Source organism: Niastella soli, from assembly GCF_017742245.1.
GTDB classification, from domain to species: domain Bacteria; phylum Bacteroidota; class Bacteroidia; order Chitinophagales; family Chitinophagaceae; genus Niastella; species Niastella soli.
In genome coordinates this window covers 500,038-525,255 of record NZ_JAGHKO010000001.1, presented here as the reverse complement: position 1 = coordinate 525,255, position 25,218 = coordinate 500,038, and the positions used below count along the sequence as shown (strand labels likewise).

At 43.3% G+C, this 25,218-nt stretch carries 23 protein-coding genes; 3 read left to right on the top strand and 20 right to left on the bottom strand.

Going from position 1 to position 25,218, the window contains the following annotated elements; all coding sequences use genetic code 11:
- The first annotated feature begins 346 nt into the window (after positions 1-346).
- The gene (locus J7I42_RS01955) at positions 347-1,105 is read left to right on the top strand and encodes a sugar transferase (protein WP_262898090.1); all 759 of its coding nucleotides are present in this window, start codon (positions 347-349) and stop codon (positions 1,103-1,105) included.
- A 62-nt stretch (positions 1,106-1,167) separates the two neighbouring features.
- Here J7I42_RS01955 and J7I42_RS01950 read toward each other — a convergent pair whose 3' ends face one another.
- The 4 genes from J7I42_RS01950 to J7I42_RS01935 all read right to left on the bottom strand — a co-directional run bounded on the left by J7I42_RS01950 (position 1,168) and on the right by J7I42_RS01935 (position 7,202).
- Positions 1,168-2,712: a YifB family Mg chelatase-like AAA ATPase gene (locus J7I42_RS01950; protein ID WP_209137087.1), complete on the bottom strand. Its 1,545-nt coding sequence runs from the start codon at positions 2,710-2,712 to the stop codon at positions 1,168-1,170.
- 87 nt (positions 2,713-2,799) lie between these two features.
- Positions 2,800-4,383: a M1 family metallopeptidase gene (locus J7I42_RS01945; RefSeq protein ID WP_209137086.1), complete on the bottom strand. Its 1,584-nt coding sequence runs from the start codon at positions 4,381-4,383 to the stop codon at positions 2,800-2,802.
- Between the two features lie 90 nt (positions 4,384-4,473).
- A complete protein-coding gene (locus J7I42_RS01940) occupies positions 4,474-5,787 on the bottom strand; it encodes a MutS-related protein (protein WP_209137085.1) in 1,314 nt (437 codons plus the stop codon).
- A 26-nt stretch (positions 5,788-5,813) separates the two neighbouring features.
- The gene (locus J7I42_RS01935; RefSeq protein WP_209137084.1) at positions 5,814-7,202 is read right to left on the bottom strand and encodes a dihydroorotase; all 1,389 of its coding nucleotides are present in this window, start codon (positions 7,200-7,202) and stop codon (positions 5,814-5,816) included.
- Positions 7,203-7,235: 33 nt separating this feature from the next.
- Here J7I42_RS01935 and J7I42_RS01930 point away from each other — a divergent pair, with 33 nt between their 5' ends.
- Entirely contained in the window at positions 7,236-8,942 is a 1,707-nt protein-coding gene (locus J7I42_RS01930; RefSeq protein ID WP_209137083.1) for a hypothetical protein, read from the top strand.
- A gap of 278 nt (positions 8,943-9,220) precedes the next feature.
- Here J7I42_RS01930 and J7I42_RS01925 read toward each other — a convergent pair whose 3' ends face one another.
- From J7I42_RS01925 to ubiE, 5 genes are all read right to left on the bottom strand, one after another.
- The gene (locus J7I42_RS01925; RefSeq protein WP_209137082.1) at positions 9,221-10,009 is read right to left on the bottom strand and encodes a LytTR family transcriptional regulator DNA-binding domain-containing protein; all 789 of its coding nucleotides are present in this window, start codon (positions 10,007-10,009) and stop codon (positions 9,221-9,223) included.
- A 1-nt stretch (position 10,010) separates the two neighbouring features.
- The gene (locus J7I42_RS35505; RefSeq protein WP_209137081.1) at positions 10,011-11,810 is read right to left on the bottom strand and encodes a sensor histidine kinase; all 1,800 of its coding nucleotides are present in this window, start codon (positions 11,808-11,810) and stop codon (positions 10,011-10,013) included.
- Between the two features lie 423 nt (positions 11,811-12,233).
- On the bottom strand, positions 12,234-12,539 hold the full coding sequence (locus J7I42_RS01915; RefSeq protein ID WP_209137080.1) for a hypothetical protein: 306 nt from the start codon (positions 12,537-12,539) through the stop codon (positions 12,234-12,236).
- An 85-nt stretch (positions 12,540-12,624) separates the two neighbouring features.
- Positions 12,625-13,317 carry a type IX secretion/gliding motility protein PorT/SprT gene (gene porT, locus J7I42_RS01910; protein ID WP_209137079.1) on the bottom strand — a complete coding sequence of 231 codons (693 nt, stop codon included), beginning with the start codon at positions 13,315-13,317 and terminating at the stop codon, positions 12,625-12,627.
- A 20-nt stretch (positions 13,318-13,337) separates the two neighbouring features.
- Positions 13,338-14,090 (bottom strand): bifunctional demethylmenaquinone methyltransferase/2-methoxy-6-polyprenyl-1,4-benzoquinol methylase UbiE, encoded by a 753-nt coding sequence (gene ubiE / locus J7I42_RS01905; protein WP_209137078.1) that lies wholly within the window; start codon positions 14,088-14,090, stop codon positions 13,338-13,340.
- Positions 14,091-14,293: 203 nt separating this feature from the next.
- On the opposite strand from ubiE, the gene yihA reads away from it, so the two are divergent.
- Positions 14,294-14,947, top strand: coding sequence for a ribosome biogenesis GTP-binding protein YihA/YsxC (yihA, locus tag J7I42_RS01900; RefSeq protein ID WP_236065379.1), 654 nt, complete (start codon positions 14,294-14,296; stop codon positions 14,945-14,947).
- Between the two features lie 87 nt (positions 14,948-15,034).
- On the opposite strand, the gene J7I42_RS01895 is transcribed toward yihA, so the two are convergent.
- The 11 genes from J7I42_RS01895 to J7I42_RS01845 form a co-directional block, all read right to left on the bottom strand.
- Positions 15,035-15,508 carry a ribonuclease H-like YkuK family protein gene (locus J7I42_RS01895; RefSeq protein WP_236065427.1) on the bottom strand — a complete coding sequence of 158 codons (474 nt, stop codon included), beginning with the start codon at positions 15,506-15,508 and terminating at the stop codon, positions 15,035-15,037.
- A 62-nt stretch (positions 15,509-15,570) separates the two neighbouring features.
- Complete coding sequence (locus J7I42_RS01890; protein WP_209137075.1) at positions 15,571-17,160, bottom strand: zinc metalloprotease; 1,590 nt, start codon at positions 17,158-17,160, stop codon at positions 15,571-15,573.
- Positions 17,161-17,230: 70 nt separating this feature from the next.
- Positions 17,231-17,695 carry a hypothetical protein gene (locus J7I42_RS01885; RefSeq protein WP_209137074.1) on the bottom strand — a complete coding sequence of 155 codons (465 nt, stop codon included), beginning with the start codon at positions 17,693-17,695 and terminating at the stop codon, positions 17,231-17,233.
- A gap of 188 nt (positions 17,696-17,883) precedes the next feature.
- Positions 17,884-18,282, bottom strand: coding sequence for a CoA-binding protein (locus J7I42_RS01880; protein ID WP_209137073.1), 399 nt, complete (start codon positions 18,280-18,282; stop codon positions 17,884-17,886).
- A gap of 61 nt (positions 18,283-18,343) precedes the next feature.
- On the bottom strand, positions 18,344-19,423 hold the full coding sequence (locus J7I42_RS01875) for an epimerase (protein ID WP_209137072.1): 1,080 nt from the start codon (positions 19,421-19,423) through the stop codon (positions 18,344-18,346).
- Between the two features lie 5 nt (positions 19,424-19,428).
- Positions 19,429-20,268, bottom strand: a complete 840-nt coding sequence (locus J7I42_RS01870) for a DCC1-like thiol-disulfide oxidoreductase family protein (RefSeq protein WP_209137071.1) — start codon at positions 20,266-20,268, stop codon at positions 19,429-19,431.
- 126 nt (positions 20,269-20,394) lie between these two features.
- Entirely contained in the window at positions 20,395-20,901 is a 507-nt protein-coding gene (locus J7I42_RS01865; protein ID WP_209137070.1) for a GbsR/MarR family transcriptional regulator, read from the bottom strand.
- A 55-nt stretch (positions 20,902-20,956) separates the two neighbouring features.
- Complete coding sequence (locus J7I42_RS01860) at positions 20,957-21,718, bottom strand: energy transducer TonB (protein ID WP_209137069.1); 762 nt, start codon at positions 21,716-21,718, stop codon at positions 20,957-20,959.
- Between the two features lie 131 nt (positions 21,719-21,849).
- Positions 21,850-23,307 carry a hypothetical protein gene (locus tag J7I42_RS01855; RefSeq protein WP_209137068.1) on the bottom strand — a complete coding sequence of 486 codons (1,458 nt, stop codon included), beginning with the start codon at positions 23,305-23,307 and terminating at the stop codon, positions 21,850-21,852.
- Complete coding sequence (locus tag J7I42_RS01850; RefSeq protein WP_209137067.1) at positions 23,291-24,430, bottom strand: NAD(P)/FAD-dependent oxidoreductase; 1,140 nt, start codon at positions 24,428-24,430, stop codon at positions 23,291-23,293. Before J7I42_RS01850 ends, J7I42_RS01855 begins: the two co-directional genes overlap by 17 nt.
- A gap of 14 nt (positions 24,431-24,444) precedes the next feature.
- Positions 24,445-25,170 carry a methyltransferase domain-containing protein gene (locus J7I42_RS01845; protein ID WP_209137066.1) on the bottom strand — a complete coding sequence of 242 codons (726 nt, stop codon included), beginning with the start codon at positions 25,168-25,170 and terminating at the stop codon, positions 24,445-24,447.
- Positions 25,171-25,218 lie beyond the last annotated feature (48 nt).

Genomic DNA, 25,218 nt, shown 5'->3' with positions numbered 1-25,218 from the left:
TCGTTGCTTTAAAGAAAGTGTAAAACACAATAAAAGACTGTTTTAACCAATAAGTGCGCAGATTTGGCAATAAGTGTGCAGATTTTGGGATTATTCGTGAAATGGATTGATATGAAATAAAATAGGAAAATTATTTTAAACCTTTTTTGGTGCAACCTTTCTTAAGTTTGCATTGTCAAGAGTTGGATTTTATAGATTTTTAATATTTTGTTTTAACATTTAATATTTAGGAGTTTAAGTGATTCTGGCGTTTTTGATGTTAAAAAAGTAGTTAAAGCGTTAATTAAGTACTAATACGGCATTAAATTCGTTAACAGAATCCTTGAAGAACCCAAATACCTGTGCTATGATCGAGCAACCCGAAAATTTAGTTTATAAGCGCGTTAAGTTTTTTACTGAACAGTCGCCATCACTCAGGCTGTATTTGGAACGCAAGCATGGATATTTCGTTGCCAAACGTGTGTTTGACATAGTGACATCCATGATGATCATAATCTTGGTTCTATCATGGTTATTGCCTATCCTAATGGTACTGATAAAACTCGATTCAAGAGGTCCGGTGCTTTTTAAACAAAAGCGCGTGGGTTTTCTGGGACGTGTATTTTGGTGCTATAAGTTGCGTACCATGTACACTAATAGGGAGGCTGATATTCGTCAGGCCAGTGAGGATGATCCCCGGATCACCCGGATCGGTAGATTTTTGCGTGTTACTGGTTTAGATGAATTTCCGCAGTTTTTCAACGTATTACTGGGTCAGATGAGTATTGTGGGCCCTCGTCCACACATGAATGCTGACTGCAACAAATTCGCCAATGCTGTTAGTGGTTATAAATTCAGAAACCTGGTAAAACCTGGTATTACCGGTTTGGCCCAGATAAAAGGCTATCGCGGTCCTACCAAGGATTTTGAAAGCATTTTTCATCGTTACCAATTTGATGCATTTTATGTTCGCAATGCAAACTTCTGGTTAGATGTGCGTATTGTACGTAAAACTATTGCTCAGATCCTCGGTGAAGTTTTTGCACGGATCTTTAAAAATAAAAGCGAGAACAGTGTGTCTACCGAAGAGTGGAATGCACCGTCGCTGAAAACGATCCAGAACTAGTTCAACGAACCTAACGTTTGCTTGCCAATTTTTTTCATTTGCCGTAGCTTGTTTCTTGCCGTTTACCCTCCCCAACTTTCTCTATCGAGATTCCTGTAGGTTATAGCTTCCGCCACATGCTCTGTTAAAATGGTTTCACTGGCCGCCAGGTCGGCAATTGTACGGCTTACTTTTAAAATACGATCATAAGCCCGCGCCGATAAATTCAGTTTGTTCATGGCTGTTTTTAACAGGGTTAGTGCCGCCGTGTCTAGCATGCATACTTCAATTAAAAGCTTACTGTTTATTTGGGCATTGCAATATATTCCGTTGTTATTTTTAAATCGCTCCGTTTGAATGGCCCGGGCGTCCATCACCCTGGCCCGTATGGTAGATGAGGTTTCCGCAATTCGATGCCCGGTAAGATCGTTGAACGGTACAGGTGTTACTTCCACATGCAGATCTATTCGATCGAGCAGGGGCCCCGAGATCCTATTCAGGTATTTATGAACGAGGCCTGGCGCGCAGGTACATTCTTTTTCGGGATGGTTATAAAAGCCGCAGGGGCAGGGGTTCATAGCCGATATCAACATAAAACTGGCGGGAAAGTCGATGGCTACTCTTGCTCGGCTGATACTTACCCGCCGTTCTTCCATGGGCTGCCGCATCACTTCCAGTACACTGCGTTTGAATTCGGGTAACTCATCGAGGAACAGCACGCCATTATGCGCCAGCGAAATTTCGCCGGGTTGCGGTATACTGCCGCCGCCCACCAGGGCTACATTGCTGACAGTATGATGGGGCGAACGAAATGGTCTTTTGGCGATCAGTGTTGCATGGGCAGGTAATTTGCCGGCTACTGAATGTATTTTGGTTGTTTCCAGTGCTTCTTTTAAAGACAGCGGAGGTAGAATGGTGGAAAGGCGTTTAGCCAGCATGGTTTTACCGGCGCCGGGTGGACCTATAAGTATGGCATTGTGGCCACCGGCGGCTGCAATTTCGAGTGCCCGCTTAATGTTTTCCTGTCCTTTTACTTCGCTGAAATCAAATTCAAAGTCTTCCTGGGCATCTAAGAATTCTTCCCTGGTATTAATTTCAACGGGTTGTATACTCAACTCATCATTCATGAATTGGATCAACTCCGTCAGGTGCCCGATGCCATATACCGGTAAGGAATTCACCATACCTGCTTCCCGGCAATTTTGCCTGGGGACTATCAATCCTTTAAAGCCTTCCTTTCGGGCTGTTATGGCAATGGGCAAGGCGCCTTTTATGGGGTGAACCGTGCCATCGAGATTGAGTTCGCCCATGATCACATAATCTTTTAACCTGCCCGGATCGTTGAGTTGATTATTAGCGGCGAGTATGCCTATGGCTATCGCCAGATCGAAGGAGGAACCACTTTTCTTTATATCGGCTGGCGCCAGGTTAATGACCAGTTTGGTGCGTGGCATTTGGTAGCCAATGGTCTTGATAGCGCTTTCTACCCGTTGTAGGCTTTCTTTTACTGCATTATCGGGCAGCCCTACTATATAGTAATGAATGTTGCCCGGCATTACATTTACTTCTACTGTAATGGTAATAGCTTCCACGCCATATACGGCGCTTCCATACGTTTTGACAAGCATGAATAAAGTTTATGGTTATCCCGCGCATACACGGTATGGAAAGATAAGAAAAAATCTTTATTTGTTTGATCTAATGTATATGGGTGGCTATTTAACTTCTTTTATACTGCCTTCAAACAACAGATTTACGTTGGGGTCGGCAATAATGGTGGCTGGTTTTGTTTTTACGGGAATAGCGAGACTGGTTTCACGGGAGTTGATAGCTACCTGTTTTGTTTCATTTCCAATTTGCAGTTCTAGCGGAAATTGATACGGATCATTCTGTTGTTGTATAACAGTAATGTTTACCTCATTTTTTGCACCATTGTACTTCCAGGTTATATCAAGTTTGGGATGACCGGCCCTGAATAACCATTGTTGAAAGAATGGTTGCAGGCTTTTACCCGATACCTCCTCCATTACTTTACACAGATCGCCGGTTACAGCATTTTTACCACTATATCGGCTATAGTAGGTTTGAATGCCTTTCCAGAAAAGTGTATCACCCAACTGGCGGCGTAACATATGTAATACCCAGCCGCCTTTTTGATATGAGTTGGCATTTAGCAATTCCATATAATTGGTAACAGAGGAGTCTACCACGGGGCGCATTTTCTTTTTGGTGAATTCAATTACCTTTTCCCGGTCTTTTGTCAGCATTTTTTTTGCAGTGTCGCTGCCATATTTATGTTCGAAGAACAGAACGGTCATGTAAGTGGCAAAACCTTCACTTAACCACAAGTGGCTCCAGTCGGCTTCTGTAGCCATATCGCCAAACCATTGGTGAGCTATTTCATGGGTAAGTAAAGATTCACTTTTCCGGGTACCGGTAATGGATGCATCGTCGGAATAAAAAATGGCGCTGGCGTTTTCCATACCGCCAAAGATGGTAGTAGATTCTACATTGGCCAGCTTTTTAAAGGCATAGGGACCTACATTTTTTATAAAGTAGGGCAGGATCTCTACGGCCAGGGCATAGTCATAAAAGCCTTTGTCTTTTTCTTCAGGATATACCCAGCTCGACACCGGGATATTGTTCACAGTTCCTGATTGCTGTATGGCAAATTCGGCTACGCCAATCACCATAATTTTGGTAGATAGGGGTGTGGTTTCGGTATAGTGGGTACGCCGTAGCTGGTTATAGGTGGTGTCTTCAGTTTTTACTCCATTTGCGATCACCTGGTAATGGGCCGGGGCGGTTACAATAAAATCAAGGGAGGCTTTATCGGATGGATGGTCAACGCAAGGAAACCAGTTGCGAGCACGGTTTGGCCAGTTATCGGCAAAGAAGACCCGGTGACCGTATTTGTTTTTGGTGATCACCAAACCATCGGCTGGAATGCCTTCATAAATGATCTCAATTTTTCTGCGTTCCCCCGTTTTTACCGGAATGGCAAAATGTAAGGTAAGCTGGTTATTGGTATGCGTGAAAGCGACTTGTTTTCCATTTTCTGTAACCTGTAAAACCGTTTGGCCTTTGTGGTTGCTTTGGGAAATGAGGTCCAGGGTGATTGCCTGTGTATCTTTTATGAACAATAGCTCTATGGCCGCATTTCCTTTTATCAGGTCGCTGGTATCGCTTAGTGCAATGGAAAAGGTGTAGTGTTGTATGTCTATAACGGCGCCTGGACGCTGGGCATTAGCTGCCAGGGCAAGCCAGGTGCTGGCTATGAGGAGCAATACTTTATTCATGCAGTGCAGTTTACTGCAATGAAATTATAGTAAATGCCTTATATGCAGCATAAAATTATTTTGCTTTTATTCTAATGGTCGTATGGCTTCTTACAACTTCTCCAGCATATCTACCACCTTTTCCCTTTTTAGAATAAGATAACCCAATCTGTCATTACTGATGCCTTCCCGTAATTGATAACTGAACTCCAGTTGATCATCTTTCACCGATGTTTCAAAAAAGCGGAAAGAGATGTTGGGGTGTTTCTTCAGCTCATCTCCTATTTCATACAGGTGTGTGGATAATATGAAGAGGGAGCTTTTAATTTTTATCAATCCCTCTATTACTACCGATGAGCATTTCATGGCATCTTGTACATTGGTGCCTTTGAACAATTCATCTATCAGTACCAGCCATTTGCGACCATCATTGATCTTTGTGATGGTGTTTTTTATGCGTTGTACTTCATTGAAGAAATAGCTTTCTCCTTTTATGATGTTGTCAACTACGTTGATGTTGCTCAACAACCCATGAAACAGGGTCAATCGCATAGACTGTGCCGGTACACCCATACCCAGGTGAGCCAGAAATACGGTACTGCCCACCGCTTTAATAAAGGTGCTTTTACCCGCCATATTAGCCCCGGTGAGGAACAGGAAATTATTATCAGGACTTAACCGAACATCATACGGAGTGGGGGTAGGCAACAGAATATGGTACAGTTGCGATGCTTCAACATGGGGGATCTCGCTGTCAAAGAACTCAGGGAAGACCAGGTTCATTTTTTGGGTAGCTACTGCCATGGAATACCAGGCGTCAATGCGGCTGTAAATAGCAATAAGTTCATGCGCCTGGGATTTGAAGTGATCCCTTACATAGCGCCCGAAATGCATGGTCTGCTGTATCGTGAATGGTTTGCCACGTTCATGGTCCCGCAGTTCCATCAACTCTTCCCTTCTTAATAGATCGGCTGTACGTCGCAGAAAGGAACGGATCATTAATGGCGCCTCATCTTTATCGAGCAACTGCACCAGCTGGTGCATACCCTTTAAGAAATCGGAGAAATGCGTCAGGGAATAACGTACCAGCGAATAATCGGCGCTGTTTAAGATCTTATAGGTGAACGCCTGTATTAGGTTATCATTGGGAATGGAGTCTATAGCACTCTCATAGAACCTTTCAATCACCATCAGGGTACCATTGCTGATCTCAGTAGGCCATGCGTCCATATGGGTGATAATGGACCGCAGGATCTGCTGGGTTTCCAGAATGGGTTTCAGTTCACTAAAGGGATTACTGAAATATCTTAACAACCAGTCGCGCCCCTGGGAGGTGCGGGTAAAACAAAGCCGGTGAAAAATTGAAAATTCTTCCTCATGCTGAAATACAGACAGGTCGTTGTAGGTGGTATTGTCTAGTTCCATGCTGCTGCTCCTTTGGTTTTCGTAAGTTACCGATTAAATAATAATCGCTCTCCCTTATTAGATTCATTCCACTGTCCATTTCCATAAACCAGGTTCCCATTTACAAATGTGTGGGTAATAGCAGCTGGGAATGTAAATTGTTCCAGCGGGCTCCAGCCGCATTTATACAATATGTTTTCCTTTGTGGCTGTGGTAGTTGCGTTCATATCAACAATAACCAGGTCGGCTTTGTAGCCTTCCCTGATATAGCCGCGGTCTGCAATCTGGTAACAGGTAGCTACTGCATGGCTCATTTTCTCTACTACTTTTTCCAAAGTGATGCGTCCTTCTTTTACGTAGTGCAGCATCAGCAACAGGCTGTGCTGTACCAACGGCAAACCGGCGTGGGATTTTTCATAACTGCCAGGTTCTATAGGTGGCAGTGTCAATAAACCGGCTGCATTTCTTGAAACGCCTTTTTCCTCCATTGTATGGGGGGCATGATCGGTGGCAATTACATCTAATCGGTCATCGAGCAATGCCTGCCATAAGGCGTCCCGGTTACTAGGTGCTTTAATGGCAGGGTTGCATTTTATTAAATTACCCAGGTGATCGTAATCGTTGCTGGTAAAATGCAGGTGATGCACGCACACTTCGGCGGTAATGTTTTTTTGCTCCAGCGGTTTCATGTTGGAGAATAATGCCAGCTCTTTTTCTGTGCTGATGTGCAGGATGTGCAGGCGGGTATTATATTTTTGGGCAAACTGAATGGCTGCCAGTGAGCTTTCAAAACAGCCATATTCATCCCGTATCCGCGGGTGATCGGCCGGGTCAAGTGTGCCTTTTTCTTTTTTTATTCTTTCATAATTGGCCTTGATGATCTTTTCGTCCTCGCAATGGGTTGCTATCAACACCTCGCTTTCCTGGAATATTTTATCGAGCGTAAGATAGTTGTCGACCAGTAACCCACCAGTTGAAGAGCCCATAAAGATCTTGATGCCGCAGATGTCTTTTTTACGGCTATTTGTTTTCAGGGCTTCTTCGGCATTGTCGTTCGAAGTACCCATGTAAAACGAATAATTGGCCAGGGCGCTATTGGCGCCAATGGCATATTTTTCTTCAAGCAGCTCTTGTGTAAATACGGGTGGCATGGTGTTGGGCATTTCCATAAAGGAAGTAACCCCACCTGCTACCGCTGCTTTTGATTCCGTATAAATGGTAGCTTTGTGGGTAAGACCGGGCTCCCTAAAATGAACCTGGTCATCAATGGCGCCGGGTAATAAATGTAATCCCTGGCCGTTAATTTCCGTAACTAATATATCTGGTTGAATGTTACCATCAATCTTTTCAATGCGGCCGTTTTTGATCAGCACATCCTTCACGGCTGATACCCCTTCATTCACGACCATTATATTTTTTATCAGGTAATTTTGCATATCTTGAAAAAATAATATTTTTAAATACTGGCCATGCAATATATTGTAAAAACTTTTGTCCGCTTACTGTTTTTATTATTTCCCTTCGGATTGTTTGCTCAGTCAACTTATTTACCCCAAGGTTCCAAACACCAGCTATTTCTTAACCGCCTTGAAATAATGCTGCAAAGTAATGATGACCTGAACCTTTCTACGCTTAAACCCATGAGCCGGAAATTTGCAGTGCGTGTTGCTGAATATGCCGATTCGCTGAGAAAAGCTGGAGCCTTGTCCCTGTCAAAAGTTGATGAATATAACCTGCGCAGTTTACTCATGAACAATTCCGAATGGGTAACCAGTACAGATACCAGCGATTTTTATAGTAAAAAGAGCTTATGGAACGTGTTTTATAAGACAAAGGCCAACTTACTCGAAATTAATGCAAAGGATTTTTTCTTCGTTGTAAATCCTGTCTTTCAGCAAACCTTTTCAGTAGAAAGCGGCAACGATAAATCTAATGACCAGCTTTTTTTAACTTCAAAAGGGGTTTCGGTGCGTGGTATGATTGCCAAAAGGCTGGGCTTTTCTGCTTATATGACCGATAACCAGGAACGCGGGCCGCTTTTTGTTCAGCAAAGAGTGCAGGCATTCGATGCGGTGCCGGGTAATGGTTTTTATAAAACATATAAGAAAACCGGTAATGATTATCTGGATGCCCGTGGGTCAATCAATTTTACAGCTGCCAAATACCTGGATTTTCAATTTGGCTACGATAAGAACTTTATTGGGAACGGTTATCGCAGTTTATTCCTGAGCGACTTTAGCAATAGTTACCTTTTTTTAAAGATCAATACCCGCATCTGGAAGTTCAACTACATGAACCTGTTCACCGAATTAATACCACAAACTGTTAATATCAGTGCAGGCGACAAATTGCTCGATAAGAAATATGCGGCTATGCATCATTTAAGTATGGACGTTACCAAATGGTTGAATGTCGGCATTTTTGAATCAGTGATCTTTGGCCGTAGAAATCACTTTGAATTCAGTTACCTGAACCCAGTGATCTTTTTACGCCTGGCCGAACAGCAAAATGGCAGTCCTGATAATGCTTTTGTTGGAATTGACCTGAAAGCCAATGTGGCCAAACGAATACAGTTATATGGTCAGTTGCTGCTCGATGAATTGGTAACAAAAGAACTAAGGGCCGGCAATGGCTGGTGGGCCAATAAGTTTGGTATACAGGCAGGAGCTAAATACATCAATGCATTTGGTTTGAAGAACCTTGATCTGCAGGGCGAGTTCAATCTTACACGTCCATTTACATATAGTCATTTCGACAGTCTGGCCAATTATACCCATTACAACCAGCCGCTGGCGCATCCGTTGGGCGCCAATTTTGTAGAGGCGATCGGTATTATCAAATACCAGCCTCATCCCAAGTGGACCACAACAGCCCGCCTGATCGTTTGGAGACAGGGTATGGATTCGGCTAATAGCAATGTGGGAACAAATATATTCATTCCCAACTGGTACCGGCCCGCAGGGGATTATGGTTATAAGTTGCCCAATGGGCCGCTGGCAACGGGGGTAAATGCCCAGGTGCTAGCGTCATATGAAGTGAAGGAGAATCTTTTCCTTGAAGGTTCTGCATTGATCAGAAAGTATAAACCAGGTATTCCTGAACTGAGCAATAAAAATGTAGCGGTATTTACTGCTGGTGTACGATGGAATATGTTCAGAAGAGAATACGATTACTAAGAATAAGACTCGCTGCTAAATAAAAAGGCAGGCGGCAAAAATGCCACCTGCTTTTTTTCATCGGTGATACACCGACCGGGTTTATAGGGTATCACCAGTAGAACACCTTTTTAATAGACCTGTTTACTAATCAGACCTCCCGTTTATGTTGCCTTTTCCTTTTTGACTATGTTGTTTAAAACCGGGTGCTAAACTATCGCCCAGGCCGGTCTCAAATTATCGTTTGTATGTAAATGACAGAATTTTGTATGTGAAAGAGGGAAAACCGGGGTGAGTTCTTATCTGAAGTCAAATTGCTTCATAAACTCTTCTTTATAGTTCCTGCCAATAGGCAGGTGTTGCTGGTTGATCTCTACTTCCTGTTCATTAAATGACTGTATGGTATTAATGTTAACCGCATAAGAACGATGTATGCGTACCAGTGGCTTGTAGTTGATCTTCTCCAGCAACTGGTTCAGCGAGAGCCTCAGGAGGAATTTTTTGTCGGCAGTGATGAGGGAGGTATAATTGTTATCTGCCTCAATATACAACAGCTCATTGAGCTTTAATTTTACAAAGGCATAATTGTGTTTCACAAAAATATGATCGTTCATACGCAGGATCATTTCCCGTTCGGGCGATCCGGTATTTCGATTGCTGTCTTTATCGAGCGGGATGATCTTGCCGGTGGGCTGTTGTTCGCGGGAAACGGCAAAATTATTCACCGCGAGGTCAATTGCTATACGTACATTGGTAAGGTTATAAGGTTTTGATAAAAACGCGGCCGGGTGCGTTTGTTTTATGCGTTCAATGGTAACCGCATCGGTGAAAGCAGTAAGGTAAATGATGGGGACTGCTTTTTGTTTCAGGATCTCGATGGCCGCATCGATGCCGTCTTTTTCACCAATGATGTTCACGTCCATCAAAATAATATCTATCTCGTTGTCATTGAACAATTGTTGCGCCTCTTCGGCATTATCAGCAATGCCTGCAATGTTATAACCGTCGTGCTCGAGGCCACTGGCCAGGTCAAGTGCCACAATACTTTCATCTTCAACAATCAGTATATTAACTTTTTCGGCAGGCATTTTAAGCAACTTGTTTTGGTATGGTGATTATAAACTCGGTACCCGCACTAACAACCAGTGATTGTTGCGCCCTTAATTGTTTGCAAAGGGCGGTTATCAGCTGTTTGCCAAAGGATTTTTTTTGCTGTTTCCATTGCTGTTCATCAATGCCGATCCCATTGTCTTTTATTATGCAAACCAGCTTTGTATCTTCTTCAGTGATGTTAATGTTCAATGACGGGCGGTGAACCTCTTTGTAAGCGTATTTAAGGGCGTTGGTTGCCAGTTCATTAATTATAAGACCAATGGGCAATGCTTTGTCAATATCAAGCATTTCTTTTTCCACTGAAATGTACAGGTCAAAATCGTCGTTGGTATATCCGTACGACGATACCAGTGACTCGGCCAGGTCGGTGAGGTATTCTTTCATATTCACGGCTGTAAGCGATTCTGTTTTGTACAGACGCTGGTGAATAAAGCTCATGGCTTGTACACGTTGTTGGCTTTCTTTCAAAACCAGCACTGCTTCTTCGTCCTGCACTTTATAGGTTTGAAGGCTCAGGAGGCTGCTCACGATCTGGAGATTGTTCTTTACCCGGTGATGCAGCTCTTTCATCATTATTTCCAGTTTCTTTGATTGCCCTGCTATTTGCTGTCGTTGTTTTTTGATGCGATAATACAGCAATACCATACAGGCTGCCAGTAGTATAAATATGGCAAGGGCTAAAGCCAGGAAAGCGATCTGCCTGTTCTTGGCAAGACTGTCAGTATGCAAGCGTTGTATTTCCGACTCTTTTTTGCCAGTTTCAAACTTTGTTTGCAGGGCAATCACTTCATTGGTCTTTGCCACGTTGTTCAGTGAATCGTCGAGCACATCGGCCTGTTTATAATAATACAGGGCAGAGTCGTAATGGTGAGCTGCGGCAAATGACGTATACAAGCTGTTATAGGCGTTGCGCAATCTTTCAGGCATGTTGAGCTGCCGGGCTGCATCAAGCATTTTTCGTGAATACACCAATGCCTGTACTGGTTGATTCAGTTTTGTATAGGCCAGGGAGATATTGCCATAATTAAAGGAAAGTCCGTTGAGGTTGTGAGCATTTCTGTTCAGCTCTTCAGCCTTGAGCAGGTATTCAAGCGCCTTTTTATAATCTTTCCAATATTCATTATATACCTGGCTGATGTTGTTGTATAATTTACTTAAAGCGCCCCTGTTTATTCCTGATCGTTCCACCATTGATACTGCCTTTATATAAGCTGCAAAAGCGGAGTCATAATATTTTTCCTGGCCTTTTATATGAGCCCGGTCGCGGAACAGGATGCCACTTTGGTTCAGGCTCTCCACCATGCCTAAGGTATCGTGTATGCCGTTAAACAGGTTATATGCGTATTGGCTGTAGCCAACGCCTTTATTGATGTATTCAAGGGTACTGGTGGCGCCCACCATGTCTTTATACACCTGCGACAGATCGAGGTATCGATCACCAGCTCCTATTAGATCATGTTGTTCTTCATTGATGGAAATGCTGTGCAGTAGTTTATTAACGGCTGTAGTGTATTCACCCTGCATCCTGTAATAGGCGGCCTGGTGTGCTTCGCCTCTGGATTCGCCCTTTCGGTACGATATTTTTTTTGCCAGCTGAACTGCCTGCTCTGCGTAATAATATATAGAGTCTTTATTGGTTTGGTAATACGTACTGGCAAGACTGTTAAGCAGTTTAACCTTATTGGTATCTTCCCGTTGAAGAGGCAATATTTTTTTGAGGCTATCCTGTTTCTTCAGGCGGTCTTGCGCATGCGCAGATGAAAAACCACAATACACGAGGAAAACGGTTATTGTCCGCAGGTATGTTTGGTTGTAAATCAGGCAGAAAGGGTTTATCCACAAATGTAAAAGAAATGTAGAAGTATAGGCGGTTAAATTATAGCCCCTTGCATTAAATATAATGGATACGTGAAATTGTCTGAAAATCAGGTATGTTATGGGGCGATACCTGGTCCTTTGACCCCAAATCTGAAAGAACAATTGGTCCTTTGTAAAAGAAAAACAGCTGTCCCGATTTTATCAGGACGGCTGTTTTGTTTTATTAATATCGTTGGGGCTCTTGTTAGTAGTCCGATTTCCCAGACAAATCAGCCCCTTCATCTTCCAATGCCACCCTACGGGGTTTATCTGAAAAGCAATCACAATCACAGTTTTTTGGTTTTAACTGTTCCGCTTTTTTCAACTCTTTAACTACTTTTCTCAGCTCGTGCTTAATGCCTGGCCATTGCTCATGGTAGTTAAGCCTGCCTTTAGTATCTCCTGCATGCTGTAGGCTTCTTTTATTTCCAGTTGTACCGGGTTGGTACCGGATGATAGCGCCCCATGCGGAATACGGATCAACGCGCCGTTCTTCGTATGCAGCGTAGTATCCTTTGTAATGTCAATGCTGAAAACCTGGGTGGGTAATTTACCGGTAGAAAGTAAGTGTGGTGCTGTTTGGTCTTGCTGATTACAGGCATACACTATGCCTGCCAGCAAACTAATAATGAGTAGGGATTTTCTCATATTTGGGCCAATTTAAAATAATAATAGGTACAGGCATACGATGCCTGTACAATTCTATCTGATTACTTTATTTATGCCCTTTTGCTTAACCTTCAAAGATAAGCGAGAAAACGATCATCCTGGAGTTTAACTGATCAATGGAACTGGAATACTTAAGATTTACGTCGCGGGAATGGATATTACCAAGCCCGTTACTGATCTTGATCTCAGGCGACAGAATGAATACCGGGAAATAGAAATTGAACCCAACGCCGGCTTCTACTCCATAGTCGTATTTTTTGAGTTTTACCAGGTCTTCCGCCTTGCGGGCAGTTGAATTGGAAGCCAGGTCGTACTCAATTTTGCCTCCTGCAAACATATATACCCTGAAGTTGCCGATGCGATCACTGCGGAATTTAAGGTGTATGGGTAACCCAATCAGGATACTTTCCACCTTTTTGGTCATTATGGGTGTTTCGTTCTTATTGGGGTCGGGGTATTTTATGTGGTAAGTGAGATTCTTATAGGCGAATAGTAACTGGGGGAAAATAGCCCGGATCTCAAACCGGGGCGACAAACGAAGGGTATGCATACCTGCGAGGCCAAAGCCGCCGGTATTTTCCGGTTCCACCACCATTACACTATCATTCGTAAGAAATGAAGGGTGTTGGCTTACCTGGAACCTGGCATTATTATAAATGAGACCGATACCCAGATAATATTTTTTATCATCGTGGTCAGGTAGGTTTAAATAGTCTCTTAATTGAGCATTTACCTGTTGTGAGGCGATCAAAAGCATTAGCCCTGCTGCCCATCTGATTAATTGGTGGCTTTTATGCCGCAATAAATTGTACATATTCCTAAACTCAGCCGTTTTAGTGTCGTATTCTTAAACCCAACTTGTTGTAAAATATGTAAAAATGTTTCGCCTTCGGGAAATGCTTTAACTGATTGATTTAAATACTTATATGCATCCTTATTCTTCGACACCCACTGACCCGCACGCGGGGCAATGATATTCATGTACAGGTTATATAAACTTTTAAAGCCCGTTTTGCGGGGTTTCGAAAATTCAAGTATAACCGCTTTTCCGCCAGGTTTTAATACACGGTACATTTCAGCCAGCCCTTTTTCAAGGTTTTCGAAATTCCGCACACCAAACGCCACGGTAATAGCATCAAACGTTTCATTGGGAAAGTTTATTGCCTCACTATCGCCCTTTAACAATTCTATTTGCTTAGATAGCAATAATTTATCAACCTTCTGCCGTCCCAAATTGAGCATTCCTTCAGAAATATCTATGCCAATTATTTTTTCCGGATGCAGGTATTTCCAGGTCATGATGGCCACATCGGCGGTACCGGTAGCCACATCGAGTACCATCCGGGGATTTATTTCTTTTAATTCGCGGATAGCACGTTTACGCCAACTTACATCAATACCCCCTGATAAAAAACGGTTCAGGAAATCGTATCTAAAGGCTATCTGGTCGAACATAGCCGCCACCTGCTCTTTTTTGGTTTGCTCCGACTCGTTGAAGGGCACTATATTATCGTGTGAATATTTAGACATGGGGGGCAAAGATAATACAGTTTGTAGTTTATGGTTTGTGGTTTGTTGTTGGATTGCCAAGTTTCGAAGAGTTCGACTGAAATCGGGTACCATGAATGGAAAAGGTTGTTCGAAATTTGGGAAGTTTGAATAAAATCGGAGGTAGAAAATTGAAGAACCACAAACCAAAAACTTCAAACCACAAACTAATTCTATCTTGCAGTATGATTATTCAGTCAGCCACCTACCTCATCAGCAGTCCGGAATATACCAAATGCCCGAAGCCCGACAGGCCCGAATACGCTTTTATAGGCCGTAGCAACGTGGGCAAGTCGTCGCTGATAAATATGCTGTGTGATAACCAAAAGCTGGCAAAAACGTCTTCAGCGCCCGGTAAAACACAATTAATAAATCACTTTGATATAAAAAGCTATCCCCAGGCGCATGTAGGGGGCACCCTAAAACCCGATGCCTGGTATTTAGTTGACCTTCCAGGGTATGGCTTTGCCAAGGTGTCGCAATCGCAGCGGAAACAGTGGGAAAAAATGATCGAGAATTACCTGCGTAAACGCGAAAATCTGATCAGTGTGTTTGTGTTGATAGATAGCCGTCATAGTCCGCAAAAGCTGGACCTTGATTTTATAGATCAGCTGGGTGAATGGGAAGTGCCTTTTTGTTTGGCCTTTACCAAAGCCGATAAGGAAACTCAAAAGATTGTAAGTAAGAATGTGAAGGACTTTTTAGATGCCATGCGAAAAACCTGGCAATTCCTGCCGCAATCATTTGTTACCAGTGCCGACAAAAAAATGGGAAGAGATAAAATGCTTCAGTTCATAGAAACCTGCAATAGTGAAGCTGCGAATACAGAAAATGAGTAGGTACTTTTTGAGGCGACAATCCCCCGAGTTGTGTTGTACAGCACAACTAAAAATTAAAAAACCCTCCGTCTTCAGCGTGAGGGTTACTTAGTTTACAACTTTGTTGGCACAGCTGCTACTGGCAAAAGCTTCGGGTTTGGCCTTGAATGCAAACCCCATTCCCAGTATGTAGCCCATGGCTTCCTTCAACGCGTCGTTACTTTTGAAATGCGGATTGGTATTGATGTCCGCATGCACTTCCATGTCTACATTGTACAGATTGAACAAATGGCAGAGGTCGTAAGCAATTTCAATACTCTTGGCAACTTCTACCAGCATTCTTTCTTTGATACTGTACTGTTTCCTGGTTTTTTCATTGTGAATGAACATAAAACCACCATGCCCTTCACGTAGGAAAACAATCACAGTAGCAAATTCTGTTTCTATACCCTTTACCTGTGAATCGGTGCCGATGCAAACTTTAAGGTGATATCCCTTTTCAGTTTCGCGTTTGATAGCATTTTCAACCGCATCGATAATTGGCAGGTCAATCGGGTCGCCATTAAATTTTCTCCATAACATCATAGTGAAACGGGTTTTCGTAATTTACCGAAAAACCCGCTGTTCACCAAATCATATGATTATTATTGTTTTATTAACTTAAGCGTAGTAACCTCCCATTCGCCCTGTATTCGAAGGAGTATCAAGCCCTTTTGTGCATTTGTTATATCGATGTTATTGATTCCGGTAGCCAGTTTGCCACGTTGCAGTAACCGGCCGGTATTATCCAGTAGCTGGTAATTGCAGTCCGTATCGGCATTGGCGATTATCGAGCTGGTAACCATCGTATTCATAACTCTTACGGAGGCTTTATTGTTGTCTTTGTCGCGAATGGTTATGGTGTTGGAGTAGTAAGATCTATCATCTCCTTTGGTAATTACCCGTATGCGATAAAATGGGGCATTATCGGTTAATGGTTTCCACGAGAAGGTTTTAGTACCGGGGCTTACCTGGGCCAGGGCTTCAAAGTGAATGCCATCCCGGGAGTTTTGCACCTCAATGGTTTTAATGGCTTCGTCTGTTTCGTATACCCAGTTCAGGTTATGCGTGCCTTCCAATGATTTGCCCGATAAAGCAAACCTGTGAATAGGCAAAGTAGTAAGGGGGGAAGCACTGAGGGTATAGTAACCCAGGCTTTCATTCTTTACTACGTTGTCATTGGCGGTCCCTTCTACTACAACGTAATATGTGCCAGGGTTCAGGTTACTGTCCAAACTGGCATTTACCACGTCGGCTGGGTTATATTGTCCTATTGTATCAGCTTTATTATCGAGCAGGCTTAATTTGATATCGAGGTTGGCGCCTGAGTTATCGATTCCTACGTTTTCTGGTACTGCATTCAGATGCAGGAAGGTAGGGGTAGTGATCGTAAATTTAAACACGTCTTTATCGGTGCCGGAATTAATTAAACCGCTGGTGGCAAAACCGGTTGACGTAAAGCCAATACTGGTGGCGGCTTTGTGTGTATCGCCAATATCATCTGGACGGTAACCAAAATTATTGGGAGATCCGGAGATCACCGCAAGGTCGTCCTGCATATAGTTACAGCCATACGTATTGGTTCCATAGTGCCAGGTAGTAAGGTTTTTATAATAACCTACACCCATAATAGGCGCCCAGCTGGTCTCACCTGTACCGGTGCCGGGATTGTATTCCGTTTTTACACAACTGGCATCGTAGGCGCTTTGGTGTTGTAAACCCAGTGAATGTCCTGCTTCGTGTGAAATGGCCTCTGCCACATTCTTGGTATTGTTCCCTAGCAGGCTGCTGAATACCCAGGCTGGCGTACCATCACCAAAAGTAAAGGAACCTACCCAGGAAATACCGCCTACCCGTACGGGATACCATTCGTAGGAGGAAGTAACAATTACCCGAACGCGTTGTTTCAGTGGCGCCGCTTCAAATACGGTAGAGTCCGTAGTGATGTTTACATTAAAAATGCGATAATCCTCCGCCACCCGGTTAAACATTTCATTTATAGCGGTGATGGAAAAGCCGGACGGTTGAGCGGCAATGGGTCCGCTATAGTTCCAGGATGTACCGGTTACGTATTGTCCGTCAAAGTCAAGGAAGATGGTGGCTTTGGCCGATGGATAACTGTTTAACAGGGGAACCTGTGCCTTTACCCCTGTTGTAATGCCAAGGGCAAACAATACGGTAAAAATGGTTTTCATTGGATTTTCGATGCGGATTTGGAATTGTCTTAATAGTGTTCAATGGTTTCAAAGGGTACGGACCTGCTGGTTACTCAACCAATAAATATTGTTTTAACTTCTTTACCCAGAAGTATCGGTTGTTTTCTTCCGTTAGCACCAGTACTTCGTCAGACCTGGGGTTAACGATCCTGCCTACCAGTTTTTGCGTATTATCGTCCTGGGTAATTATAGAGACCGTGCATAAGGCGCCGGGTATACTGAATGATCTAATGTTCATATTCATCACGCCACGTGATGCCTGTACCTTTTCAACAAGCTCGCCTGAAAATTCAAAATTGCCTAACTCCAGTACTACTTTGTCTGAAATACGGCGGGCAGAGAGCCCTTTTATGGTTGAGAAATTACATTCGAGTTTGGCCGGAAGCTGACCAAAGCTGGTAGCCTTGCTTAAAACAGGCTGCTGGTTCCACGTGATGGGTTGTTGCTGGGCGGTTATTGATTGGAATGCGAAAATGCACGCCACTAAGAGCCCTACAGCATACAGGTTTTTCATTATGTACGGGTTTTAGTGTTCGGATCTGGATTACGTTAGTATGGGTCTTGGGGATATAATAAATCTACGATGCCTTCGATTCAATACGAGGTTAGAACGAAAATGGAGTGTGGTTATTTTACCGGGGGAAAATAATCAAAGCAGATGAGTGAAAATTATGGGGCGACTAAGGGTTATTACTATGGTTATTAGTATTGTCCCGTGCTTAGCAACACTAAAGTGCAGGCTTCTATGGGCTGAATGCCATTTTTTGTTGCAAGGTCATATAATTCAGGGTTTTCTGTACCCGGATTGAATATAATACGTTTTGGCTGCAAGGATAGTATATATTCGTAGTACTCTTTCTGGTTGGCAGGATTCAGGTATAACGTAATTGTATCAACCGTATCCTGGGGCTTTTTTTCAGTAGTAATATCTACGTCCAGCACCTTTCCCTGCCTACGCCCAATAGCTACTACCGGGTGTTGATGTTTGCGTAAACTGTTAATAGCCAAAAAGCTATACCTGGCCGGATTGGCTGAGGCGCCCAACAACACTGTTTTTTTATTATCTGTTCCCATGCCCTTAATAACAACCTGGTTTCTCAAATGGTTGTATATCAAATTTATAATATTTTGGGGTAATAAGCAGGGATTGGGGTTTAGGGCGCTAGAACAGGTGGTATTGGCGGCGCGGCGTATGGCGAATGATGTCGGTTAACGCATGTTCCAACGCGTTATATTTAAAAGAAAACCCTGATTGCAATAACCTGGCCGGATATACCCACCTGCTTTTCAATAGCAGTTCGGTTTCTGTACCTATCAGGGCCGACCCTGCTTCCAGCATCCAGGTATGCGCTGGTAACCCGATCCTGTGTCCTGTAATGCGGCGAAGTGCATGCATAAAATCGGCATTGGTCACTGCATTGGGCGAACTGCAATTAAAAACGCCTTCCTGCTCTTTGTTCTCGTAACACCATTCAACGATCCGGCACAGTTCCTCTATATGTATCCAGCTGTACATCTGGCTGCCATTGCCCTGGTAACCTCCTAATCCGGCCTTTAACAGGTTGAAATAAGGATTCATTACGCCGCCTTGTCCTAATGTAACGGCAGCCCGCAAGGCCACTTTACGGGTGAAAGGCGTTCGCTGTTCAAAAAAGGAAGTTTCCCAGTGTTTACAAACCTGTACGGAAAAGTCTTTGTTCAATGCCTCGCTTGCAGTACCCATCCATTTTTTATAAGTATAACGCACTCGGTCAAGGAACGAATACGGCATGTTATCATTTTTGGCATCGCTGATAACACCGTTAAATTCATCGTTTGGTCTGTTGGTGGTATGCCGGTAAATAGTAGCGGAGGAGGCATTGATCCATAATTTGGGAGGAACTACTGATTGCCTGATGGCATCGCCAATGGCTTTGGTTGATTGAGTGCGGCTGTTGATGATCTGTTGTTTGTTCTTTTCGGTATAACGGCAGTTTACCGATTTACCGGCGAGGTTGATCACTATATCGGCCCCGTCTATATCCCGAAACCAGTGCTTTTCTACATGTATGCCATCCCATCGCCAGTAGGTAATGTTATAGCCATCTATTGCCTGGACCAGTTTATGGTCGTGGTTGTTATGTTTGCTGTTCACTGCATGGCGACTCAACAGGATAACATGGTTGTCTTTTCCAAAATACCGGGCCATTGCCTGCCCAATAAAGCCGGTGCCACCAGCTATGACGATCTTTTTGTGTTTCATATACATTAGTTGAAAGGAATAAACAGGCAAATACACAAGCCCATTACACTGGCCAGGTTAACAGAAAGAATAAACCAGTAGCGGTCGAACATATTAGCGAAATTCATTCGCCGGAAATATTCATGGAAGATCACAATGCTCACCAGTAACAGATAGCCATAATTGACCCAATTGCCTGGTTGAATATAAGCATCAGTGAATACTAACGGTATCAGTAATAAGTTTGTCACCAGGGTGATCATGTTCACCTGACCCAGATAATCAAGTGCCGTTTGTTTTGGTAAGAACAACGCCAGTAGGCAATTCAGCACAACCATAGTGGCATGCAAACCCAATAACTGAATGACTGATAACGAATAGCCGGGGATCTGTGTTAACAGGTGTTGATGTACCGGAAAGATCAGTAGGGTATTGATCACCAGAAAGGTGATCAGAAACAATACCCGGTAAAACAGATTAAAGGAAGGGCTGCAATCAACTTTTAACGGCGAGGTCTTTATGGCCACTATTACCTTACGGTTATACGAAATAAAGCTGTACAGTTTTTTGAGCAACCAGTTAATGGGTGTAACCCGGCCAATGGTTTTTATAAACGCGCATTTTTGTCCTAATATTTCCAGTAAGGCATCAATGCCGTACCATACCTGGCGGGTGCCGGGATCAAGCAGGGGAATTTCATTTTTACTGCGTTGCCAGTTTATGGAATGTAATAATTCAGGTGAAGCGGCAGTAAATGATTGGCGGCCTTCCCGGGTTAATAATCCTCCTTTTACAAAGGCGCTGGTGTAGGCTGTACAAAGCGGACAATCATCATCATAGATCAGGATCTTGTTTGTATTTTCCATATTTTCAGAAATTAGTGAAAGAATGGAGTCAAATAAAAGCCGGTGAACCGGCTATAGTATTGTTTGTATTTTGGGTTTGTTGTTTGTGGTTGCTGAACTTAATATTGTTCGTGTTGTGTTGGCTATTTATTTAAACAGTTTTAGTAGATTACCTAGGAACCAGTTCTCATCGGCCTTTACCATTGTATCGAGCATTCTGTCGGCCTGCTGGCCAAACTTCCTGATGTTGCCAATGGTTTCTGTAAACTGTTTAATATGCTTATCTTTTTTATCACCCTCAATATTATCCAACTGATCAAGCAGGCGAAGCATGGGATCTAACTCCCTTTTCTTTCGCTCTTTTATAATTTGAGTAGCCACTTTCCACACGTCTTTTTCAGCACTAAAATATTCCTTTCGTTCGCCTGGTATCAATATGCGGCTTACCAATCCCCAGTCTATCAGGTCACGGATGTTCATATTCACATTGCCGCGGCTGATGTTGAGTTGTTCCATAACATCATCCTGGCTCAAGGGGTCAGGACTGATCATCAACAGCGCATGTATTTGCGCCATGGTGCGGTTAATGCCCCAATGGGAACCAAATGCTCCCCAGGAAGCAATGAATTGTTGTTGTGCTTCTGCCAGTTTCATATTTTCTACCACACAAAAATAAGTTCTATTTCTGAATTTTCAAAATATATTGAAATTACTGACCGAGATCAAAAATCAGGGGTTGCAGTTTATAAGCTTTTACCGGTTTGCCTTCCTTCGTGGAAGGTTCCCATTTGGGCGATTCATGAATAAGGCGCATCGCCTCTTCATCCAGGGAAAATTCAACAGAACGGTACATATACATGTCGCCGATGGTACCTGTTGTATCAACTTCAAAATTAACAATAACCTGGCCTGTGATGCGTGATTGTAAGGCACGCTCGGGATAGTGGAGGTTCCGGTTCAGGTATCGTAACCAGGCTGGGGCCCCGCCAACGAAGGCTGATTCTTTCTCTTCTTTTACAGTGGTGTCTTTGGGTTTTTTGCCTTTTATTTTTACTGTTTGTTTTGTATCTGCCAGAACGCCCATGTTATAGGTTTGCTGTATATCGTAAAGCGGATCGGTATAGATATACCAGGTACCATGCGGAATTCCCCTCGAATAAGTGCGGATAGAATCTACATTTCCCTTTTTATTATAAACGATGATGCGGCCATGTGCCACCGTAGCACTATCATTGAAATACTGCCCGGATTTGATCAATGGCCCATACATATTGTATGTATCCCATTGCCAGCAGGAATCGGTTATTTTTTTTCGCCGGGTGAAATATTTTGCTTTTTTCAGGTCGGTGCAGCCCTTCCAGTTCTCATCAAAAGCAAAGTAATCGTCTTTCGTTTTTTTCTTACGCTGGCTGTAACCGAAGATGGTGCTTACCAGCAATAGGGCAGTTAGGATCAGTTTTACCGGGTGCATGCAAATCAGGTTGAGTTAAAGGTATTTGATTATATTGGTGATGTACAATAGACAATTATTACAAAATACTAATAAAAAGACAGTATCCTGTTGTTAAGCTAAAGCATTTTTATTAATTATATATTTTGTGATCATCTCCCCGGTGGGCAATCGAGCCTTTTGTCGGGACGTTCACCAGTATTCCTTCCTGGTCGTAATATGAGTGCCAGGTAACCTCCGCCATTTTGCATTTTGGTTTTACTAAACACATTGGCCCAGTTGTGTAAACCTAATAACAAGGGGCCTAATTTAACGGCGCCGCCTATCCATAACTGTTTTTTGGTGTTGAATTGTATAGGAAGAAAGAAGCCCAGCTTTTTGGTTTCCCAACGAGGCGTCAGGGTTAACATATTCAATTCGGTAAGGCGTCGTTGAACACCGGTAAAAGATGATAGATTCAGCGAGGCATTACCGTTTATATACCAGGCCCCGGTAATAAAATGGTCTACATTTAACACCAGGCGGGTTGGATTTACAATATGAAATGTACCGGTAGGTTGCTTTATGCTCCTCACAATACCCGGTAATTCATTATTAAACTCCTGTAGTTTGTTTATATCATCAAAACGGATATCTATTACAGTGTCCGTAATATTGTCCAGAAAGCCGCTCATCTTACGGCTGTTGGTGCCATATTTGAACTGGTTAAACCCCACATCAAGCAAGGAAGCGCCGAACTTCCAGTCGTAATCGTAATAGGTGTCATCGTCCCATACAGTAGTGATCTGTTGCGATTTAACGAGGTATTCAACCCCCAGGTCGAAGGAGAAGCCGCCTTGAGAATGGCTTAAAAAATCGCGTAGGTTCTGTTTGCTTCCTTTTTCTTTTTGCCAGCCGTCGTAATTGTTTGAATATTCATATTCAGCAAATACATCCTGCAAAGTATAGTCACTGGTATTGTTGTGCACCGTTTGGGTGGCGCTGCCGTTCAGGACATTGACGTAGGCGCCTGAAATACCACGGGATACTTTTGCGGTTATACCTGCATTCAGCCGGGAGTCGGGGTTGTCCCAAATGGTTTGCGCCCAGGTAATAAAGAATTCTATCCAGCCGGCGTGGGTAACATCGCCGTGCAGATTACGGTTGTAGTTGCCCAGATCAAAAAAATCACGGGTGCTTTTAAGCGTATCTACAAAATTGATGGGCCCCGTACTGCCCTGTACGTAACTGCGAAGGTTCAACCCAAAGCCAATTGCCTGCCGGCGGTTGATGCCAATGCGCGTATTGAGCAGGTTTACATTTAAGTCGTCATAAGCAAACCTCTTGAAGTCGCCTTCCCTGAATCTGTAGTGCGCATTTCGAGGATCGCTGAAGAACGACCAGTTATTAAATATAACGCTGTTGGTGGCATTCTTTTTCTGAATGCCCAGAATGGCAACATCCCATTGGTAGGGAGAATTAACAATGGAGGCGGGGTTATTGCCAATGCCCAGGCTGCCTGCATAATTACTGCCCTGAAGCGGATAATAATTTTGCGTGTAACCATTTGTGTAAACCAGTAGTGAACATAGAGCGTGCAATAACCATTTTTTCTTAAAATGGTTTACCATGTGTTTGCTGTATTAGGAACGCTACAAACTTTGGAAAGGGCTTGACCATTTTAATGAGTACGTTGGATAAGATGCTGCTTCCAAAAAAGCTTTGCAACAACCGGCCCGCCTGCAGGCGTCGGCCAAAATATTTTTCCCATTGCTGGGTGTATTGAATTTCCATTTCGTACCGGTTAATTCGTTCCTGTAAGAACGAATTGATCTCTTCGAAGGCGAGTTTGCTGCTGTGCAGCGCCATGCTCATCCCATTGCCACATAATGGAGCAATAAGGCCGGCGGTATCGCCAATCATCAGAACATGGTTTTCAATCTGTGTTTTTTTGTTGAATGAGATCCGGGAAATAGTTAACGGTTCTTCGTATAACATTTCTGCGTTGGAAAAGATCTTCTCCAGGAACGGATTTTTCCTCAGAATATCCTTCTCCATAATGCTAATATCGTTCCGGCATTTACGCAGGTTGGCTGCCGTAGTTAAATAACAAAGACAATATTTGTTTTCCTCAATTTGGGAAATTCCACAATATCCATTCTCAAAATTGTGGAGGGCGATCAGGTCGGCGGGATGGTGGGTGCGGATGTGATATTTTACAGCTATATAGTGGTTAAGCTTATTGGGTTTTACTTTAGTGAACTGGCGTTTCCATTTTACATCAAGGTTTCCACGTTTGCCATAGGCGCCGGCAACCACGGTTGCCTCGGTATCACCTTTATTGGTGAATACAAGGAATGTATTGTTGCGATAGATAACATTTACCACCTTGGTTTCTTCAAGCAGGGTAACGCCCTCCTGGCGGGCTATGTCGGCCAACAGTTTATCAATGGTAAACCGGCTGATGCCAAAGCCGCCCAGTGGCAGGGTACTTTCTATATAATTTCCGTTTGGTGTGGAAATAAGCAGGCGATTAATGATGGGCAACTGCATATCGCTTAACGGCAGACCCAGGTCCTGTAAAAAATTCCAGCTTTCAAGACTTATATATTCACCACAAACTTTATGGAAAGGATATTTCTGACTTTCCAGCAACACCGTCTTATAACCGGCACGCGCACTTTGAATGGCCAGTGCTAGTCCGGCCAGCCCACCGCCAACGACGGCGATATCATATTTGGGTTGAAGGCTCACGTTCCGTTTAAAACTTAATCACACTTGTTTTTTGATACAATCAGCCAGCGAAAGGCCCATTTCCATTTTATACTATAATCACTAATACCGGCTATATTGAAAAATTGTAACCATTCATCTTTTGTAAAACCCCGGGCAACAGATAAGGGCGCATCGTGTTTAACAAGATAACTTTTCGAGAACAAATTGGTCAATACTTTAATGGAATAGTATGCCACTTTGTGCCGGTGCAGATCATTTATAAAGAACCCAAGCCGGGCGTTGGTTTTCATCCATTGTAATTGTTTTACCATTTCCCGGTCGGAGAAATGATGACAGAACAATGAGGAGAAAATTATATCCGGGGGTGTTTCCAGTTCTACTTCTTTATAATCAGCGGTGATCAATTGTATATTACTGAACAATCGCCTGGCTGCTACTTCAATACAGTGGGGGTTGATGTCGATGCCAATAAATGCCACCGGGATATTTCTTTTTTCGCACCACTTCTTAATGGCCATTAGGTTATCGCCGCCGCCACAGCCAATTTCACAAATAGTAACCGCCTGAGGGAAAGCTTCGGTGGCCGAAGTCGGCCCTTTTGCCTTCACCAGTGCCGCCACTCCATTCAGGGTAATGGCATGCCCGCCCAGCCAGGTATTGATAAAGTTTAATTCCTGCATATTCCGTTCAATGTCATCAAAAGGAATATCCGGACGGTCGAGCAATTCGGATTGATATGATCTGTGGCGAAAATTCACGTTTGTAATATATGATTTTCTGCCTGACCCGCGAAACCCCAATATCAA